Origin of the sequence: Cupriavidus phytohabitans, from assembly GCF_000426345.1 — a bacterium.
Taxonomy (GTDB): Bacteria; Pseudomonadota; Gammaproteobacteria; order Burkholderiales; family Burkholderiaceae; genus Cupriavidus.
The window spans coordinates 46,573-60,540 of record NZ_AUFE01000016.1 but is presented as its reverse complement, the minus strand read 5'-3'; the positions used below and the strand labels follow the sequence as shown (position 1 = coordinate 60,540).

At 67.2% G+C, this 13,968-nt stretch carries 10 protein-coding genes and 1 pseudogene; 7 read left to right on the top strand and 4 right to left on the bottom strand.

Annotated elements, in window-relative coordinates:
• Window positions 1-149: 149 nt before the first annotated feature.
• The 3 genes from K309_RS0114365 to K309_RS0114355 all read right to left on the bottom strand — a co-directional run bounded on the left by K309_RS0114365 (window position 150) and on the right by K309_RS0114355 (window position 4,526).
• On the bottom strand, window positions 150-2,249 hold the full coding sequence (locus K309_RS0114365) for a catalase (protein WP_232232384.1): 2,100 nt from the start codon (window positions 2,247-2,249) through the stop codon (window positions 150-152).
• Window positions 2,250-2,551: 302 nt separating this feature from the next.
• The gene (locus tag K309_RS0114360) at window positions 2,552-4,054 is read right to left on the bottom strand and encodes a tripartite tricarboxylate transporter permease (RefSeq protein ID WP_029047074.1); all 1,503 of its coding nucleotides are present in this window, start codon (window positions 4,052-4,054) and stop codon (window positions 2,552-2,554) included.
• Between the two features lie 10 nt (window positions 4,055-4,064).
• Window positions 4,065-4,526 carry a tripartite tricarboxylate transporter TctB family protein gene (locus tag K309_RS0114355; protein ID WP_029047073.1) on the bottom strand — a complete coding sequence of 154 codons (462 nt, stop codon included), beginning with the start codon at window positions 4,524-4,526 and terminating at the stop codon, window positions 4,065-4,067.
• 283 nt (window positions 4,527-4,809) lie between these two features.
• On the opposite strand from K309_RS0114355, the pseudogene K309_RS41685 reads away from it, so the two are divergent.
• Both K309_RS41685 and K309_RS0114345 read left to right on the top strand, forming a co-directional pair.
• Window positions 4,810-4,953 (top strand): annotated as a pseudogene (locus tag K309_RS41685) (citryl-CoA lyase); the annotation flags it as partial.
• Window positions 4,954-5,174: 221 nt separating this feature from the next.
• The gene (locus K309_RS0114345) at window positions 5,175-7,187 is read left to right on the top strand and encodes an alkaline phosphatase D family protein (protein ID WP_029047071.1); all 2,013 of its coding nucleotides are present in this window, start codon (window positions 5,175-5,177) and stop codon (window positions 7,185-7,187) included.
• A gap of 46 nt (window positions 7,188-7,233) precedes the next feature.
• Here K309_RS0114345 and K309_RS0114340 read toward each other — a convergent pair whose 3' ends face one another.
• The gene (locus K309_RS0114340; protein WP_035877514.1) at window positions 7,234-8,034 is read right to left on the bottom strand and encodes a DNA-binding transcriptional regulator; all 801 of its coding nucleotides are present in this window, start codon (window positions 8,032-8,034) and stop codon (window positions 7,234-7,236) included.
• A 141-nt stretch (window positions 8,035-8,175) separates the two neighbouring features.
• Here K309_RS0114340 and K309_RS0114335 point away from each other — a divergent pair, with 141 nt between their 5' ends.
• The 5 genes from K309_RS0114335 to K309_RS0114315 all read left to right on the top strand — a co-directional run bounded on the left by K309_RS0114335 (window position 8,176) and on the right by K309_RS0114315 (window position 13,953).
• Window positions 8,176-9,123 (top strand): alpha/beta fold hydrolase, encoded by a 948-nt coding sequence (locus K309_RS0114335; protein WP_084402428.1) that lies wholly within the window; start codon window positions 8,176-8,178, stop codon window positions 9,121-9,123.
• 91 nt (window positions 9,124-9,214) lie between these two features.
• On the top strand, window positions 9,215-11,119 hold the full coding sequence (locus K309_RS0114330) for a bifunctional 3-(3-hydroxy-phenyl)propionate/3-hydroxycinnamic acid hydroxylase (protein ID WP_051320458.1): 1,905 nt from the start codon (window positions 9,215-9,217) through the stop codon (window positions 11,117-11,119).
• 1 nt (window position 11,120) lies between these two features.
• Window positions 11,121-12,062, top strand: a complete 942-nt coding sequence (locus K309_RS0114325; protein WP_029047067.1) for a 3-carboxyethylcatechol 2,3-dioxygenase — start codon at window positions 11,121-11,123, stop codon at window positions 12,060-12,062.
• Between the two features lie 31 nt (window positions 12,063-12,093).
• Window positions 12,094-12,885 (top strand): 2-keto-4-pentenoate hydratase, encoded by a 792-nt coding sequence (mhpD, locus tag K309_RS0114320; protein ID WP_029047066.1) that lies wholly within the window; start codon window positions 12,094-12,096, stop codon window positions 12,883-12,885.
• A 51-nt stretch (window positions 12,886-12,936) separates the two neighbouring features.
• On the top strand, window positions 12,937-13,953 hold the full coding sequence (locus K309_RS0114315) for a Bug family tripartite tricarboxylate transporter substrate binding protein (RefSeq protein ID WP_084402427.1): 1,017 nt from the start codon (window positions 12,937-12,939) through the stop codon (window positions 13,951-13,953).
• The last annotated feature ends 15 nt before the right edge of the window (window positions 13,954-13,968 follow it).

Here is a 13,968-nt window from a genome sequence, read left to right as displayed (position 1 = left end):
GGGGCGGCACGGAGACTGCCGCTCCGGCCCGATCAGCGCACGGTCCTGGCAACGGTTCCAACGTGCCGAGCGGCGTTGCCATGATCGCCAGCGCGCCAATACAACGCCGGCGCGCGACGGCCGGCGTTGTATTGCAGTCCCGCCCGGCGTTACGCCAGCATCCGCACCAACGGCTCCCGGTCCCACTGCCGCGTCTTGGCCACCGCGATAAAGCGCGCCGTATCGCTGGCCGGCACCACCCCGTTGTCGGGCTTGAGGTTGGCCTGCGCCAGCAGCGCTTCGCCGCCGCCATCGGCCGCGATGGCCTTCAGGTGCGCATAGGCAAAGCAAACGAAGTCCAGCGCCGCACTTTCCTGCGCCAGCTGGGCCGCGCCGTCGGCAGACAGTATCACCGCCACCGCATCGAACATCACAGAAGGGGTACCGGCAAGCTGGCCGTCCGCGGCCAGCCTGGTGCCGTCGGCCAGCACCGCGCCGCCAACCCTGGGCGCGACGATCTTGACCGTGGCGCCGGCGGCGATGGCTGCCTGCCGGATGGCCTCGACGGTGGCGCCATCGGAGCCATCGGCAACCAGGATGCCGACCTCGCGCCCCTCCAGCGTGTCTTTCATGCGGCCGATGATCTGCAGTGCCGGCGACGGCGGCAGATCCTGCACCGGTGCGGCGGCGGGCAGCGGATCGGGCAACTGGTCCAGCGCCAGGCCATCGGCGACGCGCCGGCCCAATCCGTCGTCGATATTGCGCAGGTGCGCCACCATGCGCTCGCGCACGTGCACATGCTCGACCTTGGACAATTCGAACACCAGCGCAGAGGCGATATGCGCCTGCTCTGCGCGGGTCTGGCTGCGGAAGAACATGCGCGCCTGGCTGTAGTGGTCGGCAAAGCTCTCGGCGCGGATGCGGCCCTTGTCGCCCTGCTCGGGCGCGCGCGCGCTGGGGAAGCCCAGGTCGGGCGCCTCGCGCGGGGATGCGTCGTCGAGCGAGCTGGGATCGTAGGCCACGCGTCCGCGCGGCACCTCCATCTGCATATGGCCATCGCGCTGGTGGTGGGCGAACGGGCACTTGGGCGCGTTGACCGGGATCTGGTGGAAGTTCGGCGAGCCCAGCCGCAGCAACTGCGTGTCGAGGTAAGAGAACAGCCGCCCCTGCAGCAGCGGGTCGTTGGAGAAGTCCACCCCCGGCACGATGTTGGCCGGGCAGAACGCCACCTGCTCGGTCTCGGCAAAGAAGTTGTCGGGCCAGCGGTCGAGCACCATGCGGCCGATGATCTTCAGCGGCACCGTCTCTTCCGGGATGATCTTGGTGGGATCCAGGTGATCGAACGGGAATTTCGCCGCGTCGTCCTCGGTGAACAGCTGCACGCCGAGCTCCCATTCCGGAAAGTTGCCCGACTGGATCGCGTTGAACAGGTCGCGGCGATGGAAGTCGGGATCGGCGCCGGCGATCTTGACCGCCTCGTCCCACACCGTCGACTGCAGCCCCAGCTTGGGCCGCCAGTGGAACTTGACGAAGGTGGAGTTGCCTTGCGCATCGAGCAGCCTGAAGCTGTGCACGCCAAAGCCTTCGATCATGCGCAGCGAGCGCGGGATGGTGCGGTCCGACATGATCCACATCACCATGTGCATCGACTCGGGCGTGAGCGAGATGAAATCCCAGAAGGTGTCGTGCGCGCTGGCAGATTGCGGGAAGCCGCGGTCCGGCTCCATCTTGACCGAGTGGACCACGTCGGGGAATTTCATTGCGTCCTGGATAAAGAACACCGGGATGTTGTTCCCGACCAGGTCCCAGTTGCCTTCCTTGGTATAGAACTTGACCGCGAAGCCGCGCACGTCACGCGGCGTGTCGACCGAACCGGCGCCGCCGGCCACGGTGGAGAAGCGGGTGAAGACCGGCGTCTTCTCCCCGACTTCGGTGAGCATCCGGGCAGTGGTGTAAGGCGCAAGCGACTCGGTCAGCTCGAAGTAGCCATGCGCGGCCGAACCGCGTGCATGGACGATCCGTTCCGGGATGCGCTCATGGTCGAAGTGTGTAATTTTTTCCCGCAGGATGAAATCTTCGAGCAAGGTGGGGCCGCGCGGATTTGCCCTGAGCGAGTTCTGGTTGTCCGGGACGGGAATGCCTTGCGCGGTGGTCAGCGGCGGATGGCTGCCGCCGGCGGTCTGGTGCAGTTCACCGCCGGTGCCGCGCCGGGCGTCGCCGTAGCCCGCCGGCGTGCCTGCTGCCGGCTGGCCTGCAGCGTTGTTTGCCATGGGCTTTGCCTGTTTGTCGGCCATATCGATCTCCTTGCGCTGGTAGTTGGAGGACGGGAGGAATGGGAACCTTCGCGATCGGGGCTTGCTATCGGCCAGATAGTTTATATCTATTGAGTGCCTTACGCCGATAACATGGCCATCCAACTGCCAGCAATTGCCGGGCCTGCCGATATGGAACGCGTGGCTGCAAACCCAAGGACGCCGAATGTGCTTCGCGTCAGCCTTCTTAACTGGCAAAAAAACCGGCACGGGAGGCGCAATGCCCGCGTGCCGGCGTGAGGAAGGGCTGGACCGTTGTCCTACTCCTCCTGAAAAGCCTCCTCCCGCTTCGCCTTGATCGACGGCAGCGCCACCACGGCCACCAGCGCCGCGGCGGCCACCAGCAAGCCCAGCGACAGCGGGCGCGTGGTGAACACCGAGAAGTCCCCTCGCGACAGCAGCAAGGTACGGCGGAAGTTCTCCTCCATCATCGGCCCAAGCACGAAGCCCAGCAGCAGCGGCGCGGGTTCGCAACGCAGCTTGTGGAAGATGTAGCCGATCAGGCCGCACGCGGCCGCGGCGAAGACATCAAAGACCGTGTTGTTGACCGAATAGACGCCAATGCAGCAGAACGTCAGGATGGCCGGGTACAGGAAGCGATACGGCACGGTCAGCAGCTTGACCCAGATGCCGATCAGCGGCAGGTTCAGCACCACCAGCATCAGGTTGCCGATCCACATCGAGGCGATCAGGCCCCAGAACAGCGCCGGGTTGCTGGTCATGACCTGCGGCCCCGGCTGGATGTTGTGGATCGTCATCGCTCCCACCATCAGCGCCATCACCGCATTGGGCGGAATGCCCAGCGTCAGCAGCGGAATGAACGAGGTCTGCGCCGCGGCATTGTTGGCCGATTCCGGACCGGCCACGCCTTCGATCGCGCCCTTGCCGAATTCATGCGGATGCTTCGACGTCTTCTTCTCCAGCGAATAAGCGGCGAAGGATGCCAGCGACGCGCCGCCGCCCGGCAGGATGCCCAGCGACGAGCCCAGCACGGTGCCGCGCAGCACGGCCGGGATCATGCGCCTGAAGTCTTCCTTGTTCGGAAACAGGCCGGTGACGCGGTCGGTAAAGGTCTCGCGGTGCTCCCTTTGCTCCAGGTTGGCGATGATCTCGGCAAACCCGAACAGGCCCATCGCGAGCGCGGTGATGCTGATGCCATCGGTCAGTTCCGGCACGTCGAACGAGAAGCGCGCCGCGCCCGAGTTCACGTCGGTGCCAACCAGGCCCAGCAGCAGCCCCAGCACGATCATCGCCACCGCCTTGACCAGCGAGCCCGACGCCAGCACCACGGCGCCAATCAGCCCGAGCACCATCAGCGAGAAATACTCGGCGGGACCGAACTTGAAGGCCAGCTCCGACAGCGGCGTGGCGAACGCGGCCAGGATCAGCGTGGCCACGCTGCCCGCGAAGAACGAGCCGATGCCCGCGGTGGCAAGCGCCACGCCGGCCCGCCCGCGCCGCGCCATCTGGTAGCCGTCGAGCGTGGTCACCACCGCCGAGGACTCGCCCGGCAGGTTGACCAGGATGGCGGTGGTCGAGCCGCCATACTGCGCGCCGTAGTAGATGCCGGCCAGCATGATCAGCGCGGCCACCGGCGGCAGCGTGTAGGTGATCGGCAGCAGCATGGCGATGGTGGCCAGCGGCCCCAGCCCCGGCAGCACGCCGATCAGCGTGCCCAGCACGCAGCCGAGGAAGGCATAGGCAAGGTTCTGCAGCGACAGCGCGGTAGAGAACCCGAGTGCGAGATGACTGAGAAGTTCCATCGGGGGTTTCCTAGTTGGTGAAGATCGCCGGCCACACCGGCATCTGCAGGTTGATGCCGTAGACGAAGGCAACCGTGCTGATCGCCACCAGCACCACCGCGTTCAGGATGGCGCCCTTCCAGGTGAATTCATGGCTGGCCATCGACGACACCAGCACCAGGGCCAGCACCGACAGCACCATGCCCAGCGGCTTGAGCACGAGGCCGAACAGCACGACCGAGCCGAGGATCCATAGCAGCGTCTTGATGTCCCAGCGGGCCATATGGTCGGCATCGCCTTCTTTCGACATGGCGCCGAACGCCACCACGGCGCCGAGCAGCGCCAGCACGATGCCGAGCCAGAACGGGAAATATCCGGGGCCCATCCGGGCGGCGGTGCCCATGGAGTAGCCACGGGCGACGAAGGAAAAACTCAGCCCGACGACGATGAACATCAGGCCGGACAAGAAGTCGGTTTGTTTGCGTATGCGCATGCAGGATCCTTGAAGCTGGGGGGCGACAGAAGGCGCCAACGGGGTGGCGCCGGCTTCTGGAGCCCGAACAATACATCATGTCGTGATATATTTTCAGGTGTGCAAGGGTTATTCCTTAGGTATCGGGCAGCACGGCAGCCGCTTAAGACACGTCAGCGATCACCATTACACCGAGACAAAGAAGACATGGCGACGCATGCTGGCCGCAACCGCGGCACACGATGCAACAGCGGGAAAGAAGCGGAGAAAGCCGCGCAGGCACCAGCGTGAGCGCTGGTGCCTGCGCGGCCTGTTCTGCCTGTCGCGCTCGGTCGGCATTCTCGCGCGCGCGTGGGAGCAGACCTGCCAGGGCGGGCGCAACCAGGGACCGATCCCGCGCAAGTTCCTGTGGACCTATGACGGCGCGCCGCGGCGCGACGTGCCTTAGACAGTCATTGATGAATCATTGCTGGCAAGGCAGAGCACAACGTATCGCGGCACCAGTCATCCTTTTCCTATATCGATGTCGGCGCTCCACCGACAGCGAAGACAGAATCCGGCCACTAGTATCCATGCAACAAGCAGTCACGCCTCCCACAAAGCACTGATGCCGTCTCCGGCGTCCGGGGTTGCGGCTGCGCTCCGCAACCCGAGAGAAGGAGAACGATCATGGATCGACGCCAGTTCCTGAAGTGGGGAAGTTTCATGACCGTCACGATCGCCGCCGGCGGCCTGACTGCCTGCGGGGGCGGTGGCGACGACGATGAGCCGGATACCGGCAATCCGGAAAACTTCAATTTCGTACACGGCGTCGCCTCGGGAGATCCCAGGCCTGACAGCGTGGTGGTGTGGACCCGCGTCGAAGGCAACAACGGCAAGCGGCCCGTGGTGGTGCGCCTGCAAGTGTCGACGCAGCAGGATTTTCCGCCGCAATCACTGCTGGTCAACGAGCCGCTGATGGCCCGTCCGGAATGGGACTACACCATTCGCAACAAGGTGACGGGACTCACCGCCGGCACGCGCTATTACTACCGTTTCCTGCTCGGCAACCGCGCCAGCACCGTGGGCCGCACACGCACCGCCGCCGCGGCCGGCACGCCGCTGTCACAACTGCGCTTTGCCTTCGTCAGCTGCCAGGACTGGAACGCCAACCACTGGGCCGGCATGGAAGAACTGGCGCAGCAGGACCTGGATTTCATCGTCCACGTGGGCGACTACATCTACGAAGCCGTTCCCGGCGGCTCGCGCGCCGGCCTGGTGGAAGACCGCCACGCCGCGCTGCAATTGCCCAATGGCACGGTGCTGCCGGATGGCAGCGTCTACGCCACCACGCTCGACGACTACCGCTACCTGTACCGCAGCTATCGCAGCGATACGCGCCTGCAGGCGCTGCATGCGGCCTTCCCGATGATCGCGATCTGGGACGACCATGAGTTCTCCGACAACTGCTGGCAGGACCGCCAGACGTACGACTCTGACGACGACCTGACCCCGCACACCGCGCGCCGGCGCGCCGCCAGCCAGGCGTGGTTCGAATACCTGCCCGCCGACGTCAGCCTCGACACCAGCAATCCGTCGTTCCAGAACATCCAGATCTACCGCGCCTTCACATTCGGCAACCTGGCCACGCTGCTGATGACCGACGAACGGCTGTATCGCGCCGACCACATCATCCCGGAGGAATCCACCGGCCGCGCGGTCGGCAGCCTGTACTTCGTTCCCGCCGCCACACTGGCCACGGCCGAGGCGCAGAAGATCAGCGAAGCCGGCAATGCGCTGACGCCGGTATCGATGCTCGGCGATGCACAGCGCGCGTGGTGGCAGGACCGTGTCGGCGGCGCCAATACGACATGGAAGCTGTGGGGCAACCAGCTGTCGCTGTTGCGCATGCAGGTCGACATCACCAAGGCCGTGGCCGACCTGATCGCACGGGCGCTGGTGCAGGCCTACAGCGCGCTGTCATCGCTGCAATCCGCCATCGCCAGTGCGCTGGAAAGCGACCTGGCCGCGGCCAAGGCGGCTGGCACCTATGCCAACCTGGCGTACACCGCACTGCGCGACGTGCTGTCGCAGGCCGGCATCGATGCGGCGGCCTTCGATGCCAACATCCGGCCAGTGATTGAGAGCCGGCTCCCGGCGATCGCGCTGCTCGACCGCTTGATCCTCAATGCCGACCAGTGGGATGGCTACAACGCCGAGCGCAAGAACCTGATGGCGTTCCTGAAGGCCAACGGCGTGCGCAACGTGGTGGCGTTGAGTGGCGACATCCACGGGTTCTTCAGCGGGCAAGTGATGGACGACTACGATGCGGCGTCGCCCACGCCGGTGATGGTCGACCTGGTGACGGCGGGGTTGTCGAGCAATACGCTGCTGAGTTCGTTCCGCGCGATTGTCGACAACGACGAGGCGTTTGCCGCGTTGCGCGAGCTGGTTTACAGCGAGGTAGGCGGGGTGCTGATCAATGCGTTCGACACTACGTTGCGCACCTTCAACGCCTGGATCCGCCACGCCGACACCAACGCGGAAGGGTATGCGCTGGTGACATTGACGCCCGACAAGCTCAGCTGCACATTCCATACGCTGAAGTCCATCAGCGGCGGCGCCGCACCGGCGCTGCCGGCGACTGATAGCACACGGGTGCTCGAAGTGGCGGCAGGCACTGCGGATGTGAACGTGCTCTAGCGGGATGGGCGCGGTGGGCGATTATCCGGCTGCGGCACGAGTCCGCTCAGGTCCCTGCCAGGCCCGCCGCGATCTTGCCCGCAATGCCGGCCAGCGGTGCAACGAACTTCGCCTCCGCCTCGGCCGGCTTGAGCGCGCGCGACAGGTAGACCACGTTCAGGCTGCCGAGCACGCGCTCGCCCGCACGCAGTGGCACGGCAATGGCGCTGATATTGCGCTGCTCGCTCCAGTCGCCATGGTTGGTGCTGAAGCCGTCCTGCCGCACACGCTTCACCAGGTTCTGCACGAACTGCGCATCGCTGGCGAGCGCGGCCTGGCGCTCGCCGCCGGCACCTGAGCGCAGCATCGCGACGATGCTCTCCTGCTCGGGCTCGGTGCAGTTGGCAAAGTAGGCGCGCCCCGACGCCGTCAGCAGCATCGGCAGCCGCCGCCCGACCATGGCACGGTGGAACGACAGCGGACTGAATCGATGCGTGGTCTCGCGGATGATCATCGCGTCGCCATCGGGCGTGGTCAGGTCGGAGGGCCACACCACCTGTTGCAGCAGTTCACCCATCAGCGGCGCGGCGGTGGTGGAGATCCACTCGTCGTCGGTAAAGCCTTCGCTGAGCGTGCGTACCTGCAGCGTCAGGCGGAAGGTGTCGTCCGACTCGCTGCGGCGAACGAAGCCCTGCGCCAACAGCGTCTCCAGCAGGCGCCGCACCGTGGTGCGGTGCAGCCCCGTCTCCTGCGCCAGTTGCTGGGCCGTCGCGCGCCCGCTTTCCATGCGGTTCAGCGCCCGCAGCACATCCAGGCCCCGCGTCAGTCCCCTGACATTGGCGTAAATGGCATCCCGCTCCAGCGCCATAAAAAATCCTTTTAAATCAACGTTGTGCACTCTTTGCACAGTTTGCACATTTTTTTTGCCGCAGGCAACGCGGTCTCTAGACTTCCGTTCAAAGCAAGCCCCCCGAATGCAGGCACCCTGCACAGAACCTGGAGACAACCGATGTCGACGCAAGCCGCCCCGGCCACCGCGGTCAATACTTCCATCACTTCCACCGCTGCCGCCAAGCCGTTCCAGAGCATCTGGGCCGACCTGCGCGGCGTCAGCTTCACCCAGGGCTGGCTCGATGCCGGCGGCATCCAGACACGCTACCTGCACGCCGGCGACCGCGGCAAGCCCGCGCTGATCCTGCTGCACGGCGTCGGCGGCCACGCCGAGGCCTATGTGCGCAACCTGAAGGCGCACGCCGAGCACTTCGACGTCTGGGCCATCGACATGATCGGCCACGGCTGGACCGACAAGCCCGACGGGCCGCGCGAGGTGTCGGCCTATGTCGACCATGTGATCCGCGTGCTCGATGCGCTCGGCATCGAACGCGCCTCGTTCAGCGGCGAATCGCTGGGCGGCTGGGTCGCCTCGCAACTGGCGATCGACCACCCCGGGCGCGTCGAGCGCCTGGTGCTGAACACCGCCGGCGGCTCGCAGGCCGACCCGGTGGTGATGGAACGCCTGAAGACGCTGTCGATGCGCGCGGTCGAAGACCCGAGCTGGGACTTCATCAAGGCGCGCGTGGAATGGCTGATGGCCGACAAGTCCAAGGTGTTCGATGACCTCGTCGCCACGCGCCAGGCGATCTATGCGCAGCCCGGCATGGTCGAGGCGCAGCGCGGCAACATGGTCCTGCAGGACATGGAGACGCGCCAGCGCAATATCCTGCGCGCCGATGACTACGGCCGGATCCAGGCGCCGACGCTGGTGCTGTGGACCTCCGACGATCCCACCGCGGATGTGTCGGAAGGACGGCGCATCGCCACCATGATTCCCGGCGCGCTGTTCACGGTGATGGATGGCTGCGGCCACTGGCCGCAGTTCGAGGATGCCGACACCTTCAACCGCATCCACCTGAACTTCCTGCTCGGCAAGCCCGTGCCCGAGGCCACCACGGTCTGATGCGCTGCGCGCATCCCTGACGACTGGGCTGCGCGCATCCCTGACGGTCCGGGCCGCGCCCGGACACCCACAACACAGAACGGAGACAGACATGACCCACGCCATCGCCATGGCGGGCGCCGACGCTCGTCCTGACACTGTCGATTGCGACGTCGCCATCGTCGGTGCCGGGCCGGTCGGCCTGATGATCGCCAATATCCTCGGCCTGCAGGGCGTCAGCGTGGTGCTGGTGGAAAAGCTCGCGCAGATCATCGACTATCCGCGCGCCATCGGCCTCGACGACGAAGCGCTGCGCGTATTCCAGTCGGTCGGCCTGGCGCAGACGCTGCTGCCGCACACCACGCCCAACCACTGGATGCGCTTCGTCACCGCGGGCGGACGCTGCTTTGCTTCGATCGAGCCGCGCACCGACGAGTTCGGCTGGCCGCGCCGCAATGCCTTTATCCAGCCGCTGGCCGACCGCATCCTGTTCGAGGGCCTGCAGCGCTTCCCGCATGTGCGCTCGCTGCTCGGCCACGGCGTGGCGTCGTTCACGCATGACGGGCAAGGCGTGCAGGTCGACGCCGCCGACGAGGCCGGCCGGCCGGTGCGCATTCGCGCCGTCTACATGGTGGGCGCGGACGGCGGCAACAGCTTCGTGCGCCGCACGCTCGACATGCCGTTTGAAGGCCGCACCAAGCCCAACCAGTGGATCGTGGTGGACGTGCGCAACGACCCGATCGGCACGCCGCACATCTACATGCACTGCGACCCCGAGCGGCCCTATGTATCGGCCGCGCTGCCGCACGGCATCCGCCGCTTCGAATTCATGGTCATGCCCGGCGAGACCGAGGAAGAACTGTCGCGCCCCGAGAACATGGCCGCGCTGATCCGCAAGGTCGTGGCCGACCCGGACAAGGTCGACTACATCCGCAAGCGCGTCTATACCCACAACGCGCGCCTGGCGCGCGACTTCCGCGCCGGCCGCGTGCTGCTGGCTGGCGATGCCGCGCACATCATGCCGGTATGGCAGGGCCAGGGCTACAACAGCGGCATCCGCGACGCCAGCAACCTGGGCTGGAAGCTGGCGATGGTGGTCAAGGGCCAGGCCGGCGATGCGCTGCTCGACACCTACACCGCCGAGCGCCGCGCCCATGCGCGTTCGATGATCCACCTGTCGGAGGTGGCCGGCGATATCTTCGCGCCAGCCAGCCGCGCGGGCTCGGCGCTGCGCGATGGCCTCACGAAAGTGCTGAACCGCTTCCCCTCGGTCAAGCAGTACTTCGTCGAGATGCGCTTCAAGCCGATGCCGCGTTACGAGCAAGGTGTCGTGCTCTTGCCCGAAGGTCAGCGCCGCGCGCAACCGGGCCTGTTGGCCCGCTGGCTGGAGCGCTCGGGCAACTCCGCGCTGGGCCGCCTGCTGGGCCTGATGAGCGAGAAGCGCGAATCGCTGGTCGGCCGGCTGGTGCATGGCCACGACCCCGCCGGCTATGCGTCTTACGCGCCGGTGGGCCGCATGTTCATCCAGCCGCTGGTGCGCACCGAAGCCAATACCGTCGAGCGCCTCGACGACGTGATCGGCAACCGCTTCGCAATCCTTGGCTGGGGCACCGATCCCACCTTCGGCCTGACGGCGCAGGCGCGCGCGGTGTGGCGGCAACTCGGCGGCGTGTTCGTGCTGGCCAAGCCGGATCCGCAGCTCGAATACCGTGACGACGTCCCCGATGGCGTGCTCGCCGTGGGCGACGTGCACAACCGGCTCAAGGACTGGTTCGGCAACCAGCCCGGCTCGGTGGTGCTGCTGCGGCCCGACCGCTTTGTCGCCGGCATGTGCTCGCCGCAGCAAATCTCGGACTCGGTGGTGGCGCTGGCGCGCAAGCTGGCCTTGCGCACGCCGGCTGCCGAGGAAGCCGAGGAAGCCGACACGCGTGCCGCCGCCCCTATCGTCGCCCCTACGGCCGCGCCTTCGTATGACGCGCACACCGCCGCCGTCCGGCAGCTTGCCGCAGGAGCCTGACATGCCGATCCATCTGGAATGCCTGTCACACACCCCGCTGCACGGCTACTACGACCCCGCGCCGGAAGTCGTGGCCGAGGTCGAGCGCCTGCAGGCCGCGGCGCGCGCCCGCGTCCAGGCCTTTGATCCCGAACTCGTGGTGGTGTTCGCGCCCGACCACTACAACGGCTTCTTCTACGACGTGATGCCGCCGTTCTGCGTCGGCGTGGCGGCCAGCGCCATCGGCGACTTCAACAGCCTCGCCGGTCCGCTCGACGTGCCGCAGGACGTGGCGCTGGGCCTGGCCGAAACGGTGATGGCGCAGGACCTCGACGTGGCCGTGTCGTACCGCATGCAGGTCGATCACGGCTGCGCGCAGGCGCTGGAAGTGCTGGCCGGCGCGCTCGACCGCTACCCGGTGATCCCGGTGTTCATCAACTCGGTCGCGCCGCCGATGGCGAGCTGCCGCCGCGCGCGGCTGCTGGGCGATGCCATCGGCCGCTACCTGTCGGGTCTGGGCAAGCGCGTGCTGGTGGTCGGCTCCGGCGGCATCTCGCACGAGCCGCCGGTGCCGGAGATCGCCGGCGCCAGCGCGGAGGTGGCGGAACGCCTGATCGCGGGACGCAACCCGCCGCCGGCCTCGCGCCAGGCGCGGCAGGAGCGCACCGTCGCTGCCGCGCGCGCCTTTGCCGGCGGCGACAGCGCCCTGCATGCGCTCAATCCCGACTGGGACCGCGCGTTCCTGGCGCTGCTCGCCAGCGGCGAACTGACCGGCGTCGACGGCATGACCAACGACGGCATCACGCGCGACGCCGGCAAGTCGGCCCATGAGGTGCGCACCTGGATCGCCGCCTTTGCCGCGCTCGCCGCGGGCGGCGCCTACCGCGCCGAACTGGACTACTACCGCCCGATCCCGGAATGGATCGCCGGATTTGCGCTGATGCACGCCGCCGCTGCCAGCTGACCGCTCACCAAACCATCGCAAGGACACAGCCATGCCCGACCAGGAAACCATCCTCGCCCTCGCCGCCCGCCTGCGCGAAGCCGAACGCGCGCGCGCGCCGGTGGCGCCGCTGCGCGGCGAGATCGCCGCCGACGACGCGGCCACCGCCTACGCCGTGCAACGCGCCAACGTCGCCGTCTGGCAAGCCGCCGGGCGCCGCGTGGTCGGCCGCAAGATCGGCCTGACCTCGCCCGCGGTGCAACGCCAGCTGGGCGTTGACCAGCCCGACTTCGGCACCTTGTTTGCCGACATGGTCTACGGCGACGACGAGCCGATCCCGATGGCGCGCACGCTACAGCCCAAGGCCGAGGCCGAGGTGGCGCTGGTGCTGCGCCGCGACCTCGACGTGGCCGATGCCACCGTGCTCGACGTGCTGGGCGCGGTGGACTACGTGCTGCCGGCGATCGAGGTGGTCGGCAGCCGCATCGCCAACTGGGATATCTCGTATGTCGACACGGTGGCCGACAACGCTTCCAGCGGGCTGGTGGTAATCGGCGCGGTGCCGGTGCCGCTGGCTGGCCTTGACCTGAAGGCGGTGGAGATGGAAATGCGGTGCGGCGACGAACGCGTCTCGCACGGCAATGGCGCCGCGTGCCTGGGCCATCCGCTCAATGCCGCGGTGTGGCTGGCGCGCAAGCTCGCCAGCCTGCGCGACCCGCTGCGCGCCGGCGACCTGGTGCTGACCGGAGCGCTCGGGCCGATGGTGCCGGTGCAGGCCGGCAAGACCTATGCAGCGCATATCACCGGCGTCGGCACCGTACGCGCGAAGTTCGCCGACAGCTGACACGCCCCCAGGAAGCTTTGAACCCATAACTACAGAGAAACGGAGATAACCATGCAACGCCCCCCTCGCGCGCATCGCCTCATTGCCAGGCTGCTCGCCCCCTTCGCCATCGGCGCCGCCCTCGCCGCTCTGACCGGCAGCGCCGGCGCGGCCACCGCGCAAGCGCCCGCCTTCCCCACCCGCCCCGTCACCATCGTGGTCCCGTTCCCGGCGGGCGGCATCACTGACATGATCGCGCGCCAGGTCGCGCAGCAGATGCAGACCGACCTCGGCAAGCCGGTGATCGTGGAGAACCGCCCCGGCGGCGGCGGGCAGATCGCCGCGCTGGCGGTCAGGCGCGCCGAGCCGGATGGCCACACGGTATTCGTCGCGGCCACCGAGATGTTCGCGATCAACCCGGGGCTGTACCGCAATTTCTCGTATGACCCGCTCAAGGATTTCAAGCCGGTGACGGCGCTGGCGGCCTCGCCGCTGGTGCTGGTGGTGCCGCAGAACAGCCCGGCCAAATCGGTGAAGGACCTGGTGGCACTGGCGAAGTCGCGCGCGGACGGAGTCAACTACGCCTCGCAGGGCATCGGCTCGATCGGGCACCTGCTCGGCGGCCTGTTCGGTGACAAGTCCGGCGGCAAGTTCACCCACGTTGCCTACAAGGGCTCCGCGCCCGCGCTGCAGGACGTGATGGCGGGCCAGGTCGACATGATGTTCGACCCGGTCATCACCACCTCGCCGCTGATCAAGGGCGGCAAGGTCAAGGCGCTGGCGATCGCGTCGAGCAAGCGTTCACCCAGCCTGCCCGACGTGCGCACGCTGGCCGAGCTGGGCGTGCCCGGGCTGGATGCCGGCGTGTGGTTCGGCATGGTGGTGCGCAGCGGCACGCCCGACGCCGTGGTCGCACGGCTCAATGAATCCGCGCTGAAGGCGCTGAAGGCACCGGAAGTCACCAGGCGGTTTGCTGACCAGGGTCTCGATCCGATGCCGATGAGCCCGCAGCAGTTCGGCACCTTCCTCGCCAGCGAAAACACGCGCTGGACCCCGCTGGTCAAGGCCAGCGGCGCCAGCGTCGAGTAACCCATCCAAGGAGAA